The sequence below is a fragment of the Exiguobacterium sp. UBA6282 genome, assembly GCF_002440475.1.
Taxonomy (GTDB): Bacteria; Bacillota; Bacilli; order Exiguobacteriales; family Exiguobacteriaceae; genus Exiguobacterium_A.
In genome coordinates this window covers 26,859-42,854 of sequence record NZ_DJUM01000016.1, presented here as the reverse complement: position 1 = coordinate 42,854, position 15,996 = coordinate 26,859, and the positions used below count along the sequence as shown (strand labels likewise).

The following is a 15,996-nucleotide window of genomic DNA, read 5'->3' as shown; positions in this document are numbered from 1 at the left end:
TGTTATTGATGATTCTAGGAGTCGGCATCATCGGTGCTTCAGCCTATAAGTCGTTGTACTATGATGAAAAACAAGAGGTCACTCAATCAATCAATCACTATCTGAAGCGACATGATTATATGACACACGTGAAGAACAAAGAAATTCGCTATGATACGAGCACAGGAGAATTCTTCGCACGCGTCGTGTTCGAAGATGAACCGAATAATGAATATGAGATTTATCAATCGGGATCGAGTCATATTGACGTCACGGGATATAAAGACGGCGTACAGATTACGAACAAACAAGAAGGACGGTATATTTCAAAGGATTGACAACACGTTAAATCCATTGAAAAAACGAGGTGATAGAATGAAAAACATGATCTTTTTAGGAAGCGTCGTTGCTCTACTAACGGTACTTTTTTCGCTTCATTACGGAGTACACCTTATCGATGATACAACGCTTAAAATATCTCTGTTGATTTCGCTAATCGTTGTATTGATTGCGCGGAAGAAATGGAAAATTACGTTTACTACAGCGGAATGATTTTGAGAGTGTATGAAGGATTGGGAGAGATAAAGGATGAATGAGAATGAATTCTTTGACTGGAAAATCAGCTTGGATGATGAACTATATGCCGTCATTGATGAGAAGGCGAGAAAAATGATAGTCATGGGAAACTTCATCGATCTAACTGCAGTCTTGTGGTTGGATCAAAAAGGCACACTGCAATTAAAGCCGACGTGGGATTGTGTCATATCCATCGATGATGCTGCAAAACAGATTACGATCCGCTCGGCAGAATCATTGAACATGAAAGAAGAATGTTAAGTTACCAAAAACGAGTCCATTCACGAAAATCGTGGAGAGGCCTCGTTTTTGATTTGAAAAGACAAGTTACTTTAATTCATGTTGACCAGGGACAGTCACTTCAACATTATGCTGGTCGTATACGGTCGTCAGTACATGCCCCTCAATGATTTCATAGTAGTATGTGTGATCCAGTTCATTCGTGTATGTGATTTTCATCTCATATCTTCCAGTTTTTGAATCATAGACCGTTTCTTTTTTAGAGATATCCTGATCGTATCCTGTTTCAGCCAACAAACGTTCAATCTTGATTTCCGTAATCACCTTAGATCCTAATCGATACGTTGGATAGGCGGCAATTAGCATGACGAGAACGACAAGGGTATAGACTAGTGGACGTACTTCTTTTTTCATGCGATCACTTCCCGTCAATTTGATGGTATAGATATAAAAGTCGTTTGAAAAAGGTCGCTCGTCTGAGTCATTTAACGAAATCGAATTATTTGTATCAAACGAATCATGGTAGAAAGAAGAAGATACAAAGCGGACGCGGTCATTAATACCAAACAGATATATATCAGAAATGTGTTCAGATTAAAAAATTGTGAGTTTAGATAAATGGAGAATCTGACTAAAACATCATCGATGTAATCTAAAGCTAATCCGGCATCGATCATTTGTTGTCTTTTGAGATGCTGATATGTAACGTAGCTTTCCCGCTGATGAAAATAACCGATGTAGGTATAGATAGCGGCTAAAATAATCGTAGTCATCAAAGAGAGGGGACGAGCGTCAATCAAATAAAAAAGAACGATGATTCCTAATACGATAAGTGGAAACAGGAAAACGATGATGTAAGCAAATAAAATTCCTGGATTGCCGTTTCCGCTGATCTGATGAGAACTTACTTCAAATCCATGTCCTGCCCAGAAGAAAAAAGCACAAATCGTTATTAACACTAACAAGACAATCTGTAACTGTTTCAAACGGTTCATTTGCTGACTCCTTCCATAAAAAAACGTCTATGTATAGTATTACATGTTTCTCTGATTTCATAGTGTTAGGTTTCAGTGATAAGGGATATCGGAAATTTACTTTTCAATCATTCTCCTTTCGCAAACGGATGCAACGCATGTTATGGGACTTGATTTCTCGAAGACAATGGTTCGTTCTGCGACGCTTCGTAATCGACAAGCCATTCAAGCAAACCGAGCGACGATTCAGCGAGCCAATCTGATTCACTTGAAGTTAGTGCATGAGACGGTCGATGGTATTTATAGTATTTATACGATCTATTTTTGGGAATCCGTCGATCGAACGCTTCAAGAAATGTATCGAGCCTTACGACCAGGCGGACGATTCGTTTTAACATACTGTGATGGAAAAGCAGGGGAAGAGGGGGAAGAATTACATGAGCGGATCGAACGGGAATTCATCCTGCTTGCAAACAAAAGGGGATTCGAATAAGTCATTTTGAAACGTGGACCGGTCATTCGGTCGTTTCACACAGTAGCCCTTGTGGGATATAAAGGATGAGCCCGTTGACCAAAGAACAGTGGCACGTTATAATTCACGTAGACGTTTGAATGAAAGGTAAAAGGAGGCAATGTCATGGCACATGATCATCATCACCACCATCATCATACGGATAATAAAAAGGTACTCGGGCTGTCGTTCCTGATCATTACTGTGTTCATGATCGTCGAGGTCATCGGCGGAATTTGGACGAACAGTTTGGCATTATTATCAGACGCCGGGCACATGTTAAGTGATTCGATTTCACTTGCGATTGCCCTGTTAGCCTTCCAGTTCTCGAGTCAAGCACCGGATGCGAACAAGACGTTCGGTTCAAAACGCTTTGAAATCTTAGCCGCAATCCTAAATGGCGTGACGCTGATTGTCATTGCTCTCTATATTTTCATTGAAGCCATTCAACGCTTCATCGATCCACCCGCTGTCGCAACGACGGGGATGCTGATCATTAGTGTCCTCGGGTTGCTCGTCAACATTTTAGTTGCCTGGATCATGACACGCGGCGGTGGGCACGAACATAACCTCAACATGCGCGGTGCGTATCTGCACGTCTTAAGCGACATGCTTGGATCGGTCGGTGCGATTGCAGCTGCTCTTCTGATCATGTTCTTCGGTTGGGGATGGGCGGATCCACTTGCGAGTATCATCGTAGCGATCCTCGTCTTACGGAGCGGCTATTACGTGACGAAGGCATCTGTTCACGTCTTGATGGAAGGAACGCCGAGTGATGTCGACATTGATGAGGTCGTTTCGACGATTCAGACGAACGAAGCCGTTCTCGGACTACATGATCTACACATCTGGTCGATCACGAGTGGTTATAACGCATTATCGTGTCACGTCGTCGTCAAGGAGAACATGACCGTCCGGGAGTCGGAGTCGATTCGCGAACAGATTGATCACGACTTAAAACATGTCGGTATTACCCACGCGACCATCCAGGTCGAGACGGATCAACATGCACATGGCAATACGTTGTATTGTGACGGCAAACACGAATCGCATACGCATTAAAAAACGAGCACACGTCCAAAGTCGGACATGTGCTCGTTTGCTTATGCTCAAATGATCGGCACCGTTGGTAGAAACAGCGTCGCGAACAGACTGATACTCAAGAACATCGAGTATCCGAAAAAGGTCGTTTTGGCATTTCCAGCCGCTCGGTTACCTAAGTACATGAAAAAGACGATGGATAAGAACGTCAAACCCGTCAATACGGACGAGTGGTGTTGATCCGGCGAAGGAGCAAGCGACTGGACAAGATGCGCGAGACCAAGCGGCAGGACAATCAAAAGAAAGTAGTAACCTAGACGTGCCTCAGACGGGACGTCGACCTGTTCCTGTTCGGTTTCATAGTCATAACGCGTTTGCGTTTTCATGGATCTTCACCTCCCTATGCGTTTTAGTATAGCGAATGAACATGTCGGCTCTGTTACAGATGGGTAAGAATGCCTTAACATACGATGACGATGTGATGACGAAAAAAGAATGGGCAGCAATTGAGAAAAATTGTAAGATGAACAAGAAGTCGTTTTAGGAAAGGAATAAAGCATCATGTCACGTGCGTTTCGTTTTATGTATGTCTCCGATTTGTTATCGACTGTCGGAACGAGTTTTGTTTATATTGCGATTTACTGGTTGAGCGCGGAACAGATTAGTGCTTCAGGTGTCGCCTTGCTTGCAACAGGTGTGTTTTTGATTCGTTTTCTCGTCTCAACGTTCGTTGGACCGTGGATTGACCGTTTCGTCAGCGCATCGTTGTATCAAACGTCCTTACTCATTCGCTTGCTTGCGCTTGGGATCGCGTTAGCGGGAATCGGTCTGACGGACGTCGTCCTACCGTGGTTACTCGGCTTACTCGTCGTTCAGACGATTCTGCAAATCATTGGCGGCAATGCCGTCTTCACATGGGTCGTTGATTTAGTCGAAGATGACCAATTGCCGCAAGCGAATGCGTATCTTGCAACGATAGAACGGATCGGTACGTTGAGCGGATTTTTACTCGGTGGGATGATGATTGCCCACTTCTCGATTGCGAGTATCTTGTGGCTCGATCTGGGACTGCATCTCACCGCCTGGTTACTCGTTCGACATATGACAGGGCAAGTCGCAGAAGGAGCGCGTGTCGGATCGTACCGCGAAGCGTTACTCGAAGGGATTCATTACGTCGCGCGTGACGGTCGCTTAAAATGGATCCTTGGTTGTGCGATCCTTGCGAACTGGATGATCACACCGATGAATACCTTACTTGCACCATATGCCAAGAACGTCTTATCGGGGAATGCCCAAACCTTTTCCGCACTTGAGCTAGCGACGGTGATCGGGGGGATCACGATGTCGCTCCTTTACAGCAAGTGGGTCGTCTCGATCAGACAGGATAAGCTGTTTCGGATCGCAGTCGTACTGCAAGGACTCGCGATTGCAATCGTTGCTTATATGTCGTCCGTGCCCCTTGCGATTGGCGGATTCGTTTTACTCGGCATGGCGCTGACATTGTTCGGGATTCCGTTTGCGACATTGTTACAACGCTCGACGCCTGCGCACTTGCTCGGACGGGTTCGAACGGCGATGGTCGCAACATCAACGGCGTGTTCTGCACTCTGTTACGGATTATCATCGTACTTGACGTCGCTCTTTAGCATCTCGTTTGTTTTCCTACTGTTTTCCTTAAGTGGTCTCGTGTTGACAGCTATCTGGTTACTCATTCATCGTAACGTTTCCTTTACCGAGGCACGACAGGACAAGGTCGGATGAAATATCCGCCTTGAGGTGGAGGTAAGCGGTTTCGCGCTTATGTACACTAGAGATAGAAATGAACGATGAGGAGTGGAGTCGATGGAGAGTTTATGGATCACGGCATTATTGTTTTTGATTCCGATCAGTGGGATGACGGTCTTCTTGAATGTACTGTGGCGCCGAATGGCAACGGAAGGCGTTTCGAAGTAAAATAGGATGAAAGTAACAAGAACTTGAACACCTTGTTCAGGTTCTTTTTTTAGTGAAGTGAGTATGATGTCTTGATTATGGGGAATGGATAACATGAAGAAAATGAGTCCGCTACAAATCGATCAATTGGATATCTTCTTTTATTGGATCGTCGAACAAAGAAGAGAAACAATCGAGCAATTTTACATACGTAGCAACGAAAACTTTTTAGAACACGAATTACTGAAAGAGCGTTTACCGGATAAGGTAGTATTTCGTGCCCGAACGGCTGACAAAACCATGTTTCGCTCGTTTGATTTTGCCTGGAGTCACTGGGATACAAACTATGAGTATTTTTTCATGCTGAGACAAAATTGGCAGATCATTTGGGAATGGTTTTACCAGAAGCATTTATATGACGAAACCCCTTTTCAAGTGTATCCTTCCTCGATTGACGAGACACGAAATCGATATGGTGAAGCGAGTGAACAATTCCAGACCGAAATGAGGCAGTTGCCTGCCGTCAAAGAAGAAGAATATCTGTATTGGGAAGTAAACGATTTTTCAAGCAATCACTATGATTTGATGAGTCTTGTCTTAGATTTTGAGGAGGATCGTCATAACACTGAGGAAGTCATGCGAAACGATGGATTATACTATGAAGAGGTACTGAATACATGGATCGATCTCGCTTATTCGTTACCAGCGATAGGTCGAGCGATTCAAAGTTTAGACATCAATCAAAATGAGTAGATGACAAGAGAGGATGGATCATCATGAAAGCGATTATTACAGGCATGAATGGTACGGTAGCGCCTGTCGTTGCGGACGTCTTAGCAAAGCACGATATCGAGACAGTCGCGTGGGATCGGACGAAAGTCTCGACGACTGACGAGTCTCAGATGCGGACGTTTTTAGAAACGGAACGACCGGATTATTTCCTACATATTGGGATGGGGTCCGTCAGTTGGACGGAAGCGCTCGTTCGCTTGTGCCAAGAATATAAGATTCCGTTCTTCTTCACGAGTACGGTGTCTGTATTTTCGGACGACGTGCCGGCACCGATTGACAAGGACGCTGTACCGGATGCGACCGATGAGTATGGTGCCTATAAGATTGCTTGCGAGCAAGCGATTCAAGCAATTGATCCTCAAGCAAAAATCGTCCGAATCGGCTGGCAGATCGGGACGGAGGCAGGTTCGAACAACATGGTCGACTTCTTTACGAACGAGATGAAGCAACACGGTGTCATTCAAGCAAGTCGAAACTGGTATCCGTCGAGTTCGTTGCTTGAAGATACAGCAGAAGCGCTCGTTACGATTTTACTTGAACGCGAAGCGGGGCTCTATCAGTTGAACGGAAACGATCGTTATTCGATGTACGATTTAGCGCATGCCTTAAATACACTCCACGCGAAAAACTGGACGATTGAACCAGTCGATGAACCGCGCCGAGATAACCGGATGGCGACAGATGTCGTTTTGGTCCGTCCGTTGTCAGAACGATTGCCACTCTAATCAAACATCCCGCTCTCCTTGACGTGTATCAAAGAGAGCGGGATGTTTTTTACTGCGTGACTGGCGTTTCCGCGGCAAAAGCGAGTGCCGGCGAAAAGATTTCGTAATGTAGTTTGTCCGAAGACGCCGTGAAGTGTTTAATGACGTATTGAATCATTGCTTCCGGACCACAGACATATGTCGGATCCGTGATGCTTGCGATGACGTCTTTCGGTAGACGTCCCGCTTGATCCGTCGCCTGGTGCTCTGCGTAACGAATGACGCGAGCGCCACGCTGCTCAAGCAGGGCGAGTTGTTCTGTAAACGGACGATTGCGTTCATCTTGGACGGCGTGATGTAACGTCACGTGGCGACCAGCAGCTAACGCTTCGTCTGCCATTGCAAGCATCGGTGTGATGCCGATTCCACCAGCAATCAGAACGACGGGTTCACCTGATGCATCAAGCGTGAAGGCCCCAGCTGGCGCACTGATTAACACCGTATCACCGATTCGAGCTGCATGTAAGTAGTTCGAGACGATGCCTTCTCGTTTGACACCAATCGTATAAGTCGTCGTGTTTGATGCCGTCGTCAGACTGTACTGACGATTGTGCCATAAGCCATCTTGATCTTGAATCCGTACCGTGATGTATTGCCCTGCTCGATAATCAGGGAGCGGATTGTCCGTTTTGAAAGTCAGCGAGCGGATGCCGTCTGCTTGTTCCTGGATATCCGAAATCTTGACGGACTGATAACCGGAAAAGTCTTTCGCCTGTTCGTCCTGCGTGTATAGTTCGGCTTCGAGTGTGATGAACAAATCGGCAATCTCCCCGTACGCTTCGCCCCATGCTTGCAGGATTGCAGGCGTTGCGGCTTCCCCTAAGACGTCTTGCATCGCTCCGAGTAATTCTTGACCGACGAGTGGATACATCTCCGGCTTGATTTGTAGACTCCGATGTTTATGCAGCACTGGTAATAAGACCGGTTTTAACGTCTCGAGTCGATCGATGTGAGCAGCAGCGGCATAAACGGCTGTAGCGAGTGCTTGCGATTGTCGGTCACTCCGTTGATTCGATTGATTGAAGACATGTTTGAGTTCTGGATGAGCTTGAAATAAACGTTGATAAAAGACTTTCGTAATTGCGGCGCCATGCGATGCAAGGACCGGGACGGTTGATTGAACGATTTGAATGGTAGAGGTTGATAACATAAGACCACTTCCTTTTCACTAAGTAATGAACACAGTCTTAGTATTTCGTAGCCTCGTCATTAATACAACATTTAAAATACTAGATTAAAGAACTTCGTGCGTTTTGTCACAAGCAAGTCAAAATATCGACAAGGATTCGTCACGATTGATTGGATATCCAGAGCTTTGAGAAATCAAAATAACCGAACGAGTCGATCGTGATATTTTGCAGCTCGATCGGATACGGAATTAGTCGTGTATCGTGATAGAACGGGATGAAATACGATTCGTTAATCAAGTAGCGTTCGATTGCTTGATGAATCGGAAGCCAGTCTTCGAACGGTGTTGCATCGTATTGTTCAATCCATGTCAGCATCTTTGGCATCTGCTGAAATAGCCGGATCGGTGGTGAAAAAGTATTCGTCATGAACTGATAGAAGGCGTACTGGACATTCCGCTCGAACACTTCGGCATGAATGGCGAGATCGATCGTATCGTAGACATGAAAATCCGTAATACTCTCTTCGAATCCGACTTCGACGAACTCATACGGAATCCCGTCCTGATCAAATCGCTGACAGAGCCAACGTGTTACTTTGTCCGTAAAATCAGTCAACTTGATCCGAATTGGTTGCGTGAACAAAACAGCAGGACCGTCCGGGACGGTATACGATGGACTATAGGTCTCAAGAAAACCAGAGTCGTTCGGTTGTGTCCGTTCATGGAAGTCATGAATGCCATCACGGACTTCCTTGATGAGCCGATGGATATAATGTCGCGCTGCTTTTGATTCAAACGGACCACCGGCGCGTGGATGGAGAAAGACGAGACCAAATCCGGACTGCGTCGCGATCGTATCAATCGGACTGGAGTCAGATGCTGATGTCCGGTAGACCGGGTCATATTGCTCCGGCATCTGGATGAACTCAATTCGGTCGAGCAGGGCGCGGATGCCAAAGTAATTCGGAAATGCCGTCAGAACGGTTTTCTTATCGTCATGTTGCGTGAGTTGAAATGGTCCCGTTCCAATGCCATCTTTGATGATGCTCGTATGTATCGAGGCGAGCTGCGGCAAAATCGAACTCCTGCGCTGATCGAGTGTGAGATCGACCCGGTACGGACCGTTTGAGACGATCTGTTTGACGTGCCGATAAGAAGAGGCATAAGCCGGATAGTTGATCAGAGCACGGAGACTCTTCGTCACTTCCTTACTCGTCAGGAGGGAACCATCATGAAAGCGGACGTCCTTACGTAAGAAGAGACTGAGCATCGGACCATTCCAGGCATAGTGATGTGCCAGTTCGCCTTGGATGTTGCCGTCGACGTCAATCGTAAACAAACGGTTGAAGACGTTTTGGACGAGGTGAGCACTATGAATGTCAGCTGCTTCTAACGGGTGTGTCGTCAAGAAGTTGCGCTTCCGAGGAATCAGCAAGGCGTCCGATGTCGTTTGCGTATAGCCGAACTTTCGCTCGAGTTGGCGCATGAAGCGTCCTGCTTGGGCCGGTGACCAGTCCCACGACAGTTCTTCCGTCACTGATTCGATCGAATCACGGTCGATCCGCTCGAGCATCCGTTTCGCATACTCCCGTTCGACGTGGCGTAACCAGACGAGTTCACTTAAGTTGCCCCGTCCGCGACCACTCGTGTAATTCATCCAGCCTTCTTCCTGCCATTTATTGAGATATCGTTTCGTTTGTTTAGGACTGAGATGGATGGCGTCGGCAAGCGTCGCAATCGAGTAGTGTCCATTTCGGCAAGTCTTCCATAACATAAAAAGATAAGCATCCATCATGTTCATCCTCCTTAAAAGGGGACATCTTTTTTATATGACGTCCATTTTTCTTATGTATTGTCTTGTTTATGATAAAGGTAGAGAATGGAAGGTGACAATATGAAATGGAAAGAAATACCGAAACCAATTAAAGTACGTCTCATCACATCGTTTTTCAACCGCGCTGTCTCGTTTTCGATCATGCCGTTCATGGCTCTCTTGTTCGTCAAGGCATTCAACGAAGTCATCGCCGGTGCGTTTTTGATCGCGATGGTCTTCGTCAGCTTCATCACCAATCTACTCGGCGGATATCTCGCCGACCGCTTCTCTCGTAAACGCCTACTCGTCACGACATCTGCGCTCACAGCGTTGACGTTCATCACGATGGCGATCTCGTTGACGCTCGACTGGATGCTGCTGTTCATGGTCATTTACGCCGTCTTCTCGGTGACGAGTAATCTTGGTCGTCCGGCAATGGGGGCGATTATCATCGATGCGACGACGAAGGAGAACCGCCAAGCGGTCTACGCGCTCGACTACTGGTTGATCAATCTCTCGATCGCCATCGGAACGGCGCTCGGAGGTTGGCTCTACGTCAGTAATCAATTGCTGTTGCTTTGGATCTTGAGCTTTACGTCGTCCGTTTTACCGATTGCGTACTACCTGTTTCTCGACGACACACCACGGACGTGGCAACGTCAGAAACTACGTGGTGTCATCACGGATATCTTTACAAGCTATCAACTCGCTTGGCGGGACCGTCCGTTCGTCAAGGTCGTCTTTGGTTCGATGTGTATCTTAGCGGCTGAGTTTTCGATGGGGAGTTACGTCGCTGTCCGCCTCGCTGATTCGTTTGAACCACTATCGTTTACCGGGTGGTCGATCAACGGGGTTCGGATGATGAGTATCATCAACATCGAAAATACGTTGCTCGTCGTCACGTTGACGTTCATCGTCCAGCGGCTTGCGAAGCGTCTGTCTCCGCGCCGGACGCTCGCTGCAGGTCTGATGCTGTACACGATCGGTTACGTCGTCGTGACGAGTGCCAACAGTATGACGGCACTGATGGTCTTCATCTTCATCGCAACGATTGGCGAGTTGCTCTACTCTCCGGTCTTAAACACACAAAAAGCGAACATGATGCCGGCGGATCAACGCGGAGCGTACTCAGCGTTCGCCGGAACGTCGTTTGCTGGAGCAGACTTACTCTCTCGGTCGACGATTCTAGTCGGGACATTCTTGATCCCGTCGATGATGAGTGTATACCTCGGATTGATCCTCTTGACGGGATTTGGATTAGTCTATACGAGTCTATTCGTGAAGGAATCGGTCGAACGAGAGCGAAACGTATCTTAATAAGGGGGAATACAGATGAACTTACCAGATACTATCGAAACACCACGGCACCTGTTACGCCGTTGGCAAGAAAACGATGCAGCCGCATTGTATGCTTACGCCAAGGATCCAAATGTTGGACCAAAAGCAGGCTGGGCGCCGCACGCGTCACTTGACGAAAGCCAGGAAGTGATTGGGATCTTTCAAGCGTCGCCCGGCGAGTATGCCGTGACCGATAAGGAGACGGGGGCAGTCATCGGGAGCTTCGGATTTCACTTTAATCGTCGGCCGGACGAAGCGATCACGCATGACCGTCAAGTCGAGATCGGCTATGTCCTCGCGCCTAACTACTGGGGAGAAGGGCGGATGCCGGAAATCGTTGAAGCAATACTTGATTTCATCTTCCGGGAACTGCCGATCGATGTCGTTTGGTGTGGTCACTTTGATTTTAATGACCAGTCACGCCGTGTCGTTGAGAAACTCGGTTTTACACCTGTTCTTGACCGACCATTCGTATTAGAGCGAATCGACGGACGGACCGTAACGAGTCATGTCTATAACTGGACGCGTGAGCGGTATGAAGCAATACAAGGGAATTGATAAATAGATAAAATAAAAAGGCGTGCACCGGTGCACGCCTTTTTATTTTATCTAGTGATGTCTAAATAGACATTAAAAACGAATACATTCTGTTATGGCTTAACTTTCATATCTTCATACCAAAAAAGAGAATAATCCATCATCAATGAGGATTCATTTTGCTGCCTTAACATGGTAGTAATGTTCCCCAGGTGATACGTACCGTGATTGGCTACATGTAAAAGAATTTCTTCAAAAGTCGTTTCCCGTGGACCAGACCAAGGATTATCCACATGTATCGTCATAGTAAGATTTGAGTTCTGATTTATAAATAGTTGATACTTTGATGCTATATTTTTGAATGCTGTTTTGAATTCTTCAATTGTATATGCATCAGTTAATGGTAATTGACTCATCGCATCTTGTAGCGCTTGTTGAAATTCTACTTTTTCTAAAACATGAATCCACATAGTATCAACTGCAAGAATATGACTAAGTGTTTTAGCGATTGTCGGATAAGAGCTTTTCACCTCTTTATTTAATAGATTTTCAGGTAATGCATCCATATGATCTAACATCAACTGCATCGCCCAGTTGTGATATTCATACATCGTTTTTCCGGCATTCATCCAAATCGCTCCTTTAATTGTAGTAAGAACTGTCTAACTACGTTCATTATAAAAAAGGATATATGACATCTGAGTGTCATATATCCTCATATAGATTAACTATTTTTTTGGCTTCATTTCTTAATATGTCTTGTAAGTACAAGGGATGAATAACAACTACACCTGATCTGAAGCTTAATAAAATGTTGATTAACCATTCCGCATGTAAAGGTGAAGGTAACAATAAAGTCATCGTAACACTACCATCTTCTTCAAAAACCATCGATTGATGCTGAAAATGGTTTAAGACTACATGAATGGATTCAGGATGAACTCTTAACGTGATACTTTCCCGTGCGGGTTTCACGACAGCTCTGTCTCCAGGAATGGGATGGTTATCCTGAATAGATGTTGAAAGTCTTTGAAGGTTGAGCATATGTGACACTTTGAATTCGCGGTAATCATTTCTTAAATAACAATAAGCATAAAGGTACCATGTACGAAATTTATATCGTAGAAAAATGGGATCTACTTCTCGAATGGTCTGTTCCTTTTGAGCACTGATGTATTGAAACAGAACTCTTTTTGATTCTTTGATACTCTTTTGAAGATCAATTAAGAAAGTAGGCTCAATGGATTGATCAGCTAAATCAATGTGTAAATGGTTATTTTGTTCTTCTGTTGTAAGAATCGATAGCCGTTCTAGCGTATTTTTTAAATCTTGATCATGTAATTGCGCTGATAAACTTTTCATTAAAGATAGAACATCGACCATAGAAGACGCATTTAAAAAGGTCTTATCCCATTTATAATTCTCAATAATACCGAAACCTCCATTAGTTCCATGATAAGAAGTAACGGGAATTCCAGCTGCACTAATGGTTTCGATATCTCGATAAATCGTTCTCTGAGAGACATTTAATTCACTAGCTAATTGAGCGGCCGAGATCGTAGAGCGATGCAGTAACTTAAATATGATAGTCAGTAATCGTTCGAGTTTCAAAAAATTCTCCTTTGTATTAAGCACGACTATAGTTTGAACCGTCATTCCATACAAATAATTACGTTTAGTATAATTGATTTATTCGTTCTATGGAGAGATTAAAAAGTACTTCGTAATGAATTGAATCAAAATCCAAAGAAAAAAGTATGCATCGCGCATACTTTTTGTGGTTTTCCTTATCTTATTAGATATGTTTGAGTTGTGAATCTAATTCAATATGTAATTTTGACCTATTTCTTTAAGAATTTATTCGGCGATAAGACAGCTACCACTTTGAAGTCGGGAAGCTAACACCAAAAAAATGAAAATTACTTATGAATCATAAAAATGTAAAATCAAGGGTTACGTATGGAAAAGGAAGTATGTTAAAATTCGGTTCAATTCAAATAAAGTCCTTATCTAAATAAGAAGGAGAGTGGGAAAAAATGAATCAGGTTGCAGCCATAAGTATGCTAGGAAACGTCTTTATTTTTATAGTCGTTTTATACTTTATTTACAAAATGATTCAATACATTCGACTGAAATGATCCGTCATCCTATAAAATGAACAATGGATGGTTCGATAAAAAAATAATGAGATACATTTTAATGAAACATAGTTGAAAGTGAATGCTAAAGAGCAAAAAAGTATGCGCCGGCGCATACTTTTTTGTAGAGGATGACAAAAGATCTCTGCTAAAAAATATATTATGGAGATACGGGACGCTTGAGCGTTAACAATTCATCGTCGAGTGACGCGAATGACTTAACACAGCCGCATGAGCGTCTTGAATTCCAATATTATAAAAGTGAATAGCAACTGACTCTTTGATGAAATCAAAAACACGTTCTGCGGCGAAGTCAGATGGCACTTCTAAGAAAAAATCTTGAATAGACTGGATAATTTGTTGTTGTTCTTTACTAAATCGATTGAACATAACGACACTCTCTTTATTTTTGTTGATCTCTGAATGATCTAAAAAAATTACAAGAGAATGTATTTTAAAATCACAGTCTATATTTTGTCGTAAAAAAATGTACATGCCTTCCTTTAAAATGTTGCTTTCAATTTCTGAAGCATCCCATCCCAACCTTGGTCCATAAAGTTACGGACACGACCTTGTGGCTGATTTGCTTTCGGCACAAGGTCATCAGCGTTTTTCCATCCGCTGTGTGTCACAGTGAAAAGGGTAAGGTCGTTCAATGGAGTTAGGGAGAAGGTCACGATCCATCCATCTTCATCCCAACTAAACGATAATTCTCTTTCTGGTTGTACGTTTAATACCGTGCAAGGAGATGGACCAAAAGGAGATTGAATATGAAACACACATCCCGTTTGTGCGACAAGGTCGTTTGGCATAAACCATTTAGATAAAGAGCGAGCCGTCGAGATGTTCTCCCATACCTGTTCAATGGGCTTATTGATCTTAATGGAATGTTGAATATCTTTCACAGATTGATGCATCATTTACAACCACCTATTCTTTTTTAATATATTTTATTCTAATTCTATCCTCAATTTTTTCTCAATGATATACAAAAATGATCTTAGCGCTGAGGTCATTTTAAGTATCAGAACCAAATCGTTGCTTCAGTGCTTTGAGACGTTTGACTGATCTTGTTTAGATTCGCGAATAAAAGCGACTGTCATTGTAATGGCAGCAACAGCATATCCGACAAGTCCAGAGGTCAATTCCGACCAATCAAATACAGAACGGAGAATGATTTGGGGAACAAAATAGACGAGCAATGCAATCGGCAAAATCCATGTCTTCGTCTTCCATGCCGTGACAAGAATCCAGATAATCAATAGGGCACCAATCATCCAGCCGACGCTTGGGAATAACGTGATCTTTGGTGAATCAACAAGTCCGTTGACGATCAATAGTCCGATGATTAACAGAAAATGAATACTACCATGAATGCCGTAACGCATGATACGAGGGCGCGCGCCATCACGTAAAGCATCTTGACGGAAGAGAAACGCCAAGGTGGTCAGGTAAACGGCACTAATCAACAGGAAACCGCCAACGAGCAAGATACTGAACGTCGTTGTACCATTCAAGAGGTTTTGAAGATAGAGAAAACTGGATGCGCCGAGAAAAACTTGCAAGACGATCCAAAACGCTTCTTTTGGATCAAATGCCATCTCTTTAGAAATCGATTGGATGTAATCGGCGGGACTATCACCCGTGATCGCGCGAACGGATTTTCCGTCTGCTTCCGCTTCGATCAGGTGATCTTCGAGTTCTTTGACAATCTCGTTCGTCGCCAATTCATTTTTACCCGAAGCAAGTAGGTATACCTTTAAGTCTTCCAAAAATCGTGTTGATTCCGTCGATAGGGTCATCTCATTCGTCCTCCTTTAAAATGCTTTCGACACTCGTTGAAAGGTGATGCCATCTTTGTTTGAAAGCGGCGAGTTCTTCAACACCGCTCGTCGTGATCGAATAATACTTTCGTTTTGGACCGGACGGGGAGACGCGAGAGGTTGCTTCGATCCAGTCCAGTTTTTGCATCCGAATCAATAGAGGATAGATCGTTCCCTCACTGATGTCGGCGAATCCGTACGCTTTCAGTTTCGTCGCCAGTTCATAGCCATAAATCTCTTCTTCCGCAATCAGTGCGAGTAAGCAACCGTCGAGAATTCCTTTTAACATTTGCGTCGATGACATCCGCATCTTCCTTTCGCTACTTGGTATTACAAGGTAATCATACGCTATGCTATTTTGTATTGCAAGGTAGTGAGTAAAATAAATCCAATGAATTTTAGGATGGTG

The 15,996-nt window shown here is 44.3% G+C and carries 20 protein-coding genes; 9 read left to right on the top strand and 11 right to left on the bottom strand.

Annotated elements, in window-relative coordinates; genetic code table 11:
- Together B2751_RS04755 and B2751_RS04750 are read left to right on the top strand one after the other, a co-directional pair.
- Window positions 1-317, top strand: a 317-nt coding sequence (locus B2751_RS04755; RefSeq protein ID WP_290773226.1) for a DUF3139 domain-containing protein, incomplete at its 5' end; no start/stop codon positions are given.
- 250 nt (window positions 318-567) lie between these two features.
- Window positions 568-816: a hypothetical protein gene (locus tag B2751_RS04750; protein ID WP_290773223.1), complete on the top strand. Its 249-nt coding sequence runs from the start codon at window positions 568-570 to the stop codon at window positions 814-816.
- Window positions 817-882: 66 nt separating this feature from the next.
- Here B2751_RS04750 and B2751_RS04745 read toward each other — a convergent pair whose 3' ends face one another.
- Both B2751_RS04745 and B2751_RS04740 read right to left on the bottom strand, forming a co-directional pair.
- Window positions 883-1,209, bottom strand: a complete 327-nt coding sequence (locus tag B2751_RS04745; RefSeq protein ID WP_214853536.1) for a DUF3139 domain-containing protein — start codon at window positions 1,207-1,209, stop codon at window positions 883-885.
- A gap of 71 nt (window positions 1,210-1,280) precedes the next feature.
- A complete protein-coding gene (locus B2751_RS04740; protein WP_290773220.1) occupies window positions 1,281-1,790 on the bottom strand; it encodes a hypothetical protein in 510 nt (169 codons plus the stop codon).
- An 85-nt stretch (window positions 1,791-1,875) separates the two neighbouring features.
- On the opposite strand from B2751_RS04740, the gene B2751_RS04735 reads away from it, so the two are divergent.
- Window positions 1,876-2,262 carry a class I SAM-dependent methyltransferase gene (locus B2751_RS04735; RefSeq protein WP_349679882.1) on the top strand — a complete coding sequence of 129 codons (387 nt, stop codon included), beginning with the start codon at window positions 1,876-1,878 and terminating at the stop codon, window positions 2,260-2,262.
- A gap of 144 nt (window positions 2,263-2,406) precedes the next feature.
- The gene (locus B2751_RS04730; RefSeq protein ID WP_290773218.1) at window positions 2,407-3,342 is read left to right on the top strand and encodes a cation diffusion facilitator family transporter; all 936 of its coding nucleotides are present in this window, start codon (window positions 2,407-2,409) and stop codon (window positions 3,340-3,342) included.
- Window positions 3,343-3,389: 47 nt separating this feature from the next.
- On the opposite strand, the gene B2751_RS04725 is transcribed toward B2751_RS04730, so the two are convergent.
- The gene (locus B2751_RS04725; RefSeq protein ID WP_023468204.1) at window positions 3,390-3,707 is read right to left on the bottom strand and encodes a hypothetical protein; all 318 of its coding nucleotides are present in this window, start codon (window positions 3,705-3,707) and stop codon (window positions 3,390-3,392) included.
- Window positions 3,708-3,882: 175 nt separating this feature from the next.
- Here B2751_RS04725 and B2751_RS04720 point away from each other — a divergent pair, with 175 nt between their 5' ends.
- The 3 genes from B2751_RS04720 to B2751_RS04710 all read left to right on the top strand — a co-directional run bounded on the left by B2751_RS04720 (window position 3,883) and on the right by B2751_RS04710 (window position 6,770).
- The gene (locus tag B2751_RS04720; protein ID WP_290773216.1) at window positions 3,883-5,082 is read left to right on the top strand and encodes an MFS transporter; all 1,200 of its coding nucleotides are present in this window, start codon (window positions 3,883-3,885) and stop codon (window positions 5,080-5,082) included.
- 285 nt (window positions 5,083-5,367) lie between these two features.
- A complete protein-coding gene (locus B2751_RS04715; protein ID WP_056061209.1) occupies window positions 5,368-6,006 on the top strand; it encodes a hypothetical protein in 639 nt (212 codons plus the stop codon).
- A 23-nt stretch (window positions 6,007-6,029) separates the two neighbouring features.
- Complete coding sequence (locus tag B2751_RS04710) at window positions 6,030-6,770, top strand: sugar nucleotide-binding protein (protein ID WP_290773213.1); 741 nt, start codon at window positions 6,030-6,032, stop codon at window positions 6,768-6,770.
- Between the two features lie 49 nt (window positions 6,771-6,819).
- Here B2751_RS04710 and B2751_RS04705 read toward each other — a convergent pair whose 3' ends face one another.
- Window positions 6,820-7,959, bottom strand: coding sequence for a globin domain-containing protein (locus B2751_RS04705; protein WP_290773211.1), 1,140 nt, complete (start codon window positions 7,957-7,959; stop codon window positions 6,820-6,822).
- Between the two features lie 139 nt (window positions 7,960-8,098).
- Entirely contained in the window at window positions 8,099-9,733 is a 1,635-nt protein-coding gene (locus B2751_RS04700) for an ABC transporter substrate-binding protein (RefSeq protein WP_290773208.1), read from the bottom strand.
- A 99-nt stretch (window positions 9,734-9,832) separates the two neighbouring features.
- On the opposite strand from B2751_RS04700, the gene B2751_RS04695 reads away from it, so the two are divergent.
- Together B2751_RS04695 and B2751_RS04690 are read left to right on the top strand one after the other, a co-directional pair.
- The gene (locus B2751_RS04695; RefSeq protein ID WP_290773205.1) at window positions 9,833-11,068 is read left to right on the top strand and encodes an MDR family MFS transporter; all 1,236 of its coding nucleotides are present in this window, start codon (window positions 9,833-9,835) and stop codon (window positions 11,066-11,068) included.
- Between the two features lie 15 nt (window positions 11,069-11,083).
- Window positions 11,084-11,647, top strand: coding sequence for a GNAT family N-acetyltransferase (locus tag B2751_RS04690; RefSeq protein ID WP_290773202.1), 564 nt, complete (start codon window positions 11,084-11,086; stop codon window positions 11,645-11,647).
- 92 nt (window positions 11,648-11,739) lie between these two features.
- Here the strand turns inward: B2751_RS04690 and B2751_RS04685 are convergent, their stop codons facing one another.
- The 6 genes from B2751_RS04685 to B2751_RS04660 all read right to left on the bottom strand — a co-directional run bounded on the left by B2751_RS04685 (window position 11,740) and on the right by B2751_RS04660 (window position 15,891).
- Window positions 11,740-12,255, bottom strand: a complete 516-nt coding sequence (locus B2751_RS04685; RefSeq protein ID WP_035408126.1) for a DinB family protein — start codon at window positions 12,253-12,255, stop codon at window positions 11,740-11,742.
- A gap of 76 nt (window positions 12,256-12,331) precedes the next feature.
- A complete protein-coding gene (locus B2751_RS04680) occupies window positions 12,332-13,237 on the bottom strand; it encodes a helix-turn-helix transcriptional regulator (protein WP_035408125.1) in 906 nt (301 codons plus the stop codon).
- Between the two features lie 713 nt (window positions 13,238-13,950).
- Window positions 13,951-14,154, bottom strand: a complete 204-nt coding sequence (locus B2751_RS04675) for a DUF2164 family protein (protein ID WP_349679881.1) — start codon at window positions 14,152-14,154, stop codon at window positions 13,951-13,953.
- A 113-nt stretch (window positions 14,155-14,267) separates the two neighbouring features.
- On the bottom strand, window positions 14,268-14,684 hold the full coding sequence (locus B2751_RS04670; RefSeq protein ID WP_308101496.1) for an SRPBCC domain-containing protein: 417 nt from the start codon (window positions 14,682-14,684) through the stop codon (window positions 14,268-14,270).
- A gap of 123 nt (window positions 14,685-14,807) precedes the next feature.
- A complete protein-coding gene (locus B2751_RS04665) occupies window positions 14,808-15,566 on the bottom strand; it encodes a hypothetical protein (protein ID WP_290773199.1) in 759 nt (252 codons plus the stop codon).
- Between the two features lies 1 nt (window position 15,567).
- On the bottom strand, window positions 15,568-15,891 hold the full coding sequence (locus tag B2751_RS04660) for a PadR family transcriptional regulator (protein ID WP_056061231.1): 324 nt from the start codon (window positions 15,889-15,891) through the stop codon (window positions 15,568-15,570).
- Window positions 15,892-15,996: the final 105 nt, after the last annotated feature.

Bases quoted from the DNA above. Each gene is read 5' to 3' on its own strand.
- B2751_RS04750 (WP_290773223.1), top strand. From the start codon at position 568: ATGAATGAGAATGAATTCTTTGACTGGAAAATCAGCTTGGATGATGAA.
- B2751_RS04745 (WP_214853536.1), bottom strand. From the start codon at position 1,209: ATGAAAAAAGAAGTACGTCCACTAGTCTATACCCTTGTCGTTCTCGTC.
- B2751_RS04740 (WP_290773220.1), bottom strand. From the start codon at position 1,790: ATGAACCGTTTGAAACAGTTACAGATTGTCTTGTTAGTGTTAATAACG.
- B2751_RS04730 (WP_290773218.1), top strand. From the start codon at position 2,407: ATGGCACATGATCATCATCACCACCATCATCATACGGATAATAAAAAG.
- B2751_RS04725 (WP_023468204.1), bottom strand. From the start codon at position 3,707: ATGAAAACGCAAACGCGTTATGACTATGAAACCGAACAGGAACAGGTC.
- B2751_RS04720 (WP_290773216.1), top strand. From the start codon at position 3,883: ATGTCACGTGCGTTTCGTTTTATGTATGTCTCCGATTTGTTATCGACT.
- B2751_RS04715 (WP_056061209.1), top strand. From the start codon at position 5,368: ATGAAGAAAATGAGTCCGCTACAAATCGATCAATTGGATATCTTCTTT.
- B2751_RS04710 (WP_290773213.1), top strand. From the start codon at position 6,030: ATGAAAGCGATTATTACAGGCATGAATGGTACGGTAGCGCCTGTCGTT.
- B2751_RS04705 (WP_290773211.1), bottom strand. From the start codon at position 7,959: ATGTTATCAACCTCTACCATTCAAATCGTTCAATCAACCGTCCCGGTC.
- B2751_RS04700 (WP_290773208.1), bottom strand. From the start codon at position 9,733: ATGATGGATGCTTATCTTTTTATGTTATGGAAGACTTGCCGAAATGGA.
- B2751_RS04695 (WP_290773205.1), top strand. From the start codon at position 9,833: ATGAAATGGAAAGAAATACCGAAACCAATTAAAGTACGTCTCATCACA.
- B2751_RS04690 (WP_290773202.1), top strand. From the start codon at position 11,084: ATGAACTTACCAGATACTATCGAAACACCACGGCACCTGTTACGCCGT.
- B2751_RS04685 (WP_035408126.1), bottom strand. From the start codon at position 12,255: ATGAATGCCGGAAAAACGATGTATGAATATCACAACTGGGCGATGCAG.
- B2751_RS04675 (WP_349679881.1), bottom strand. From the start codon at position 14,154: ATGTTCAATCGATTTAGTAAAGAACAACAACAAATTATCCAGTCTATT.
- B2751_RS04670 (WP_308101496.1), bottom strand. From the start codon at position 14,684: ATGATGCATCAATCTGTGAAAGATATTCAACATTCCATTAAGATCAAT.
- B2751_RS04665 (WP_290773199.1), bottom strand. From the start codon at position 15,566: ATGACCCTATCGACGGAATCAACACGATTTTTGGAAGACTTAAAGGTA.
- B2751_RS04660 (WP_056061231.1), bottom strand. From the start codon at position 15,891: ATGTCATCGACGCAAATGTTAAAAGGAATTCTCGACGGTTGCTTACTC.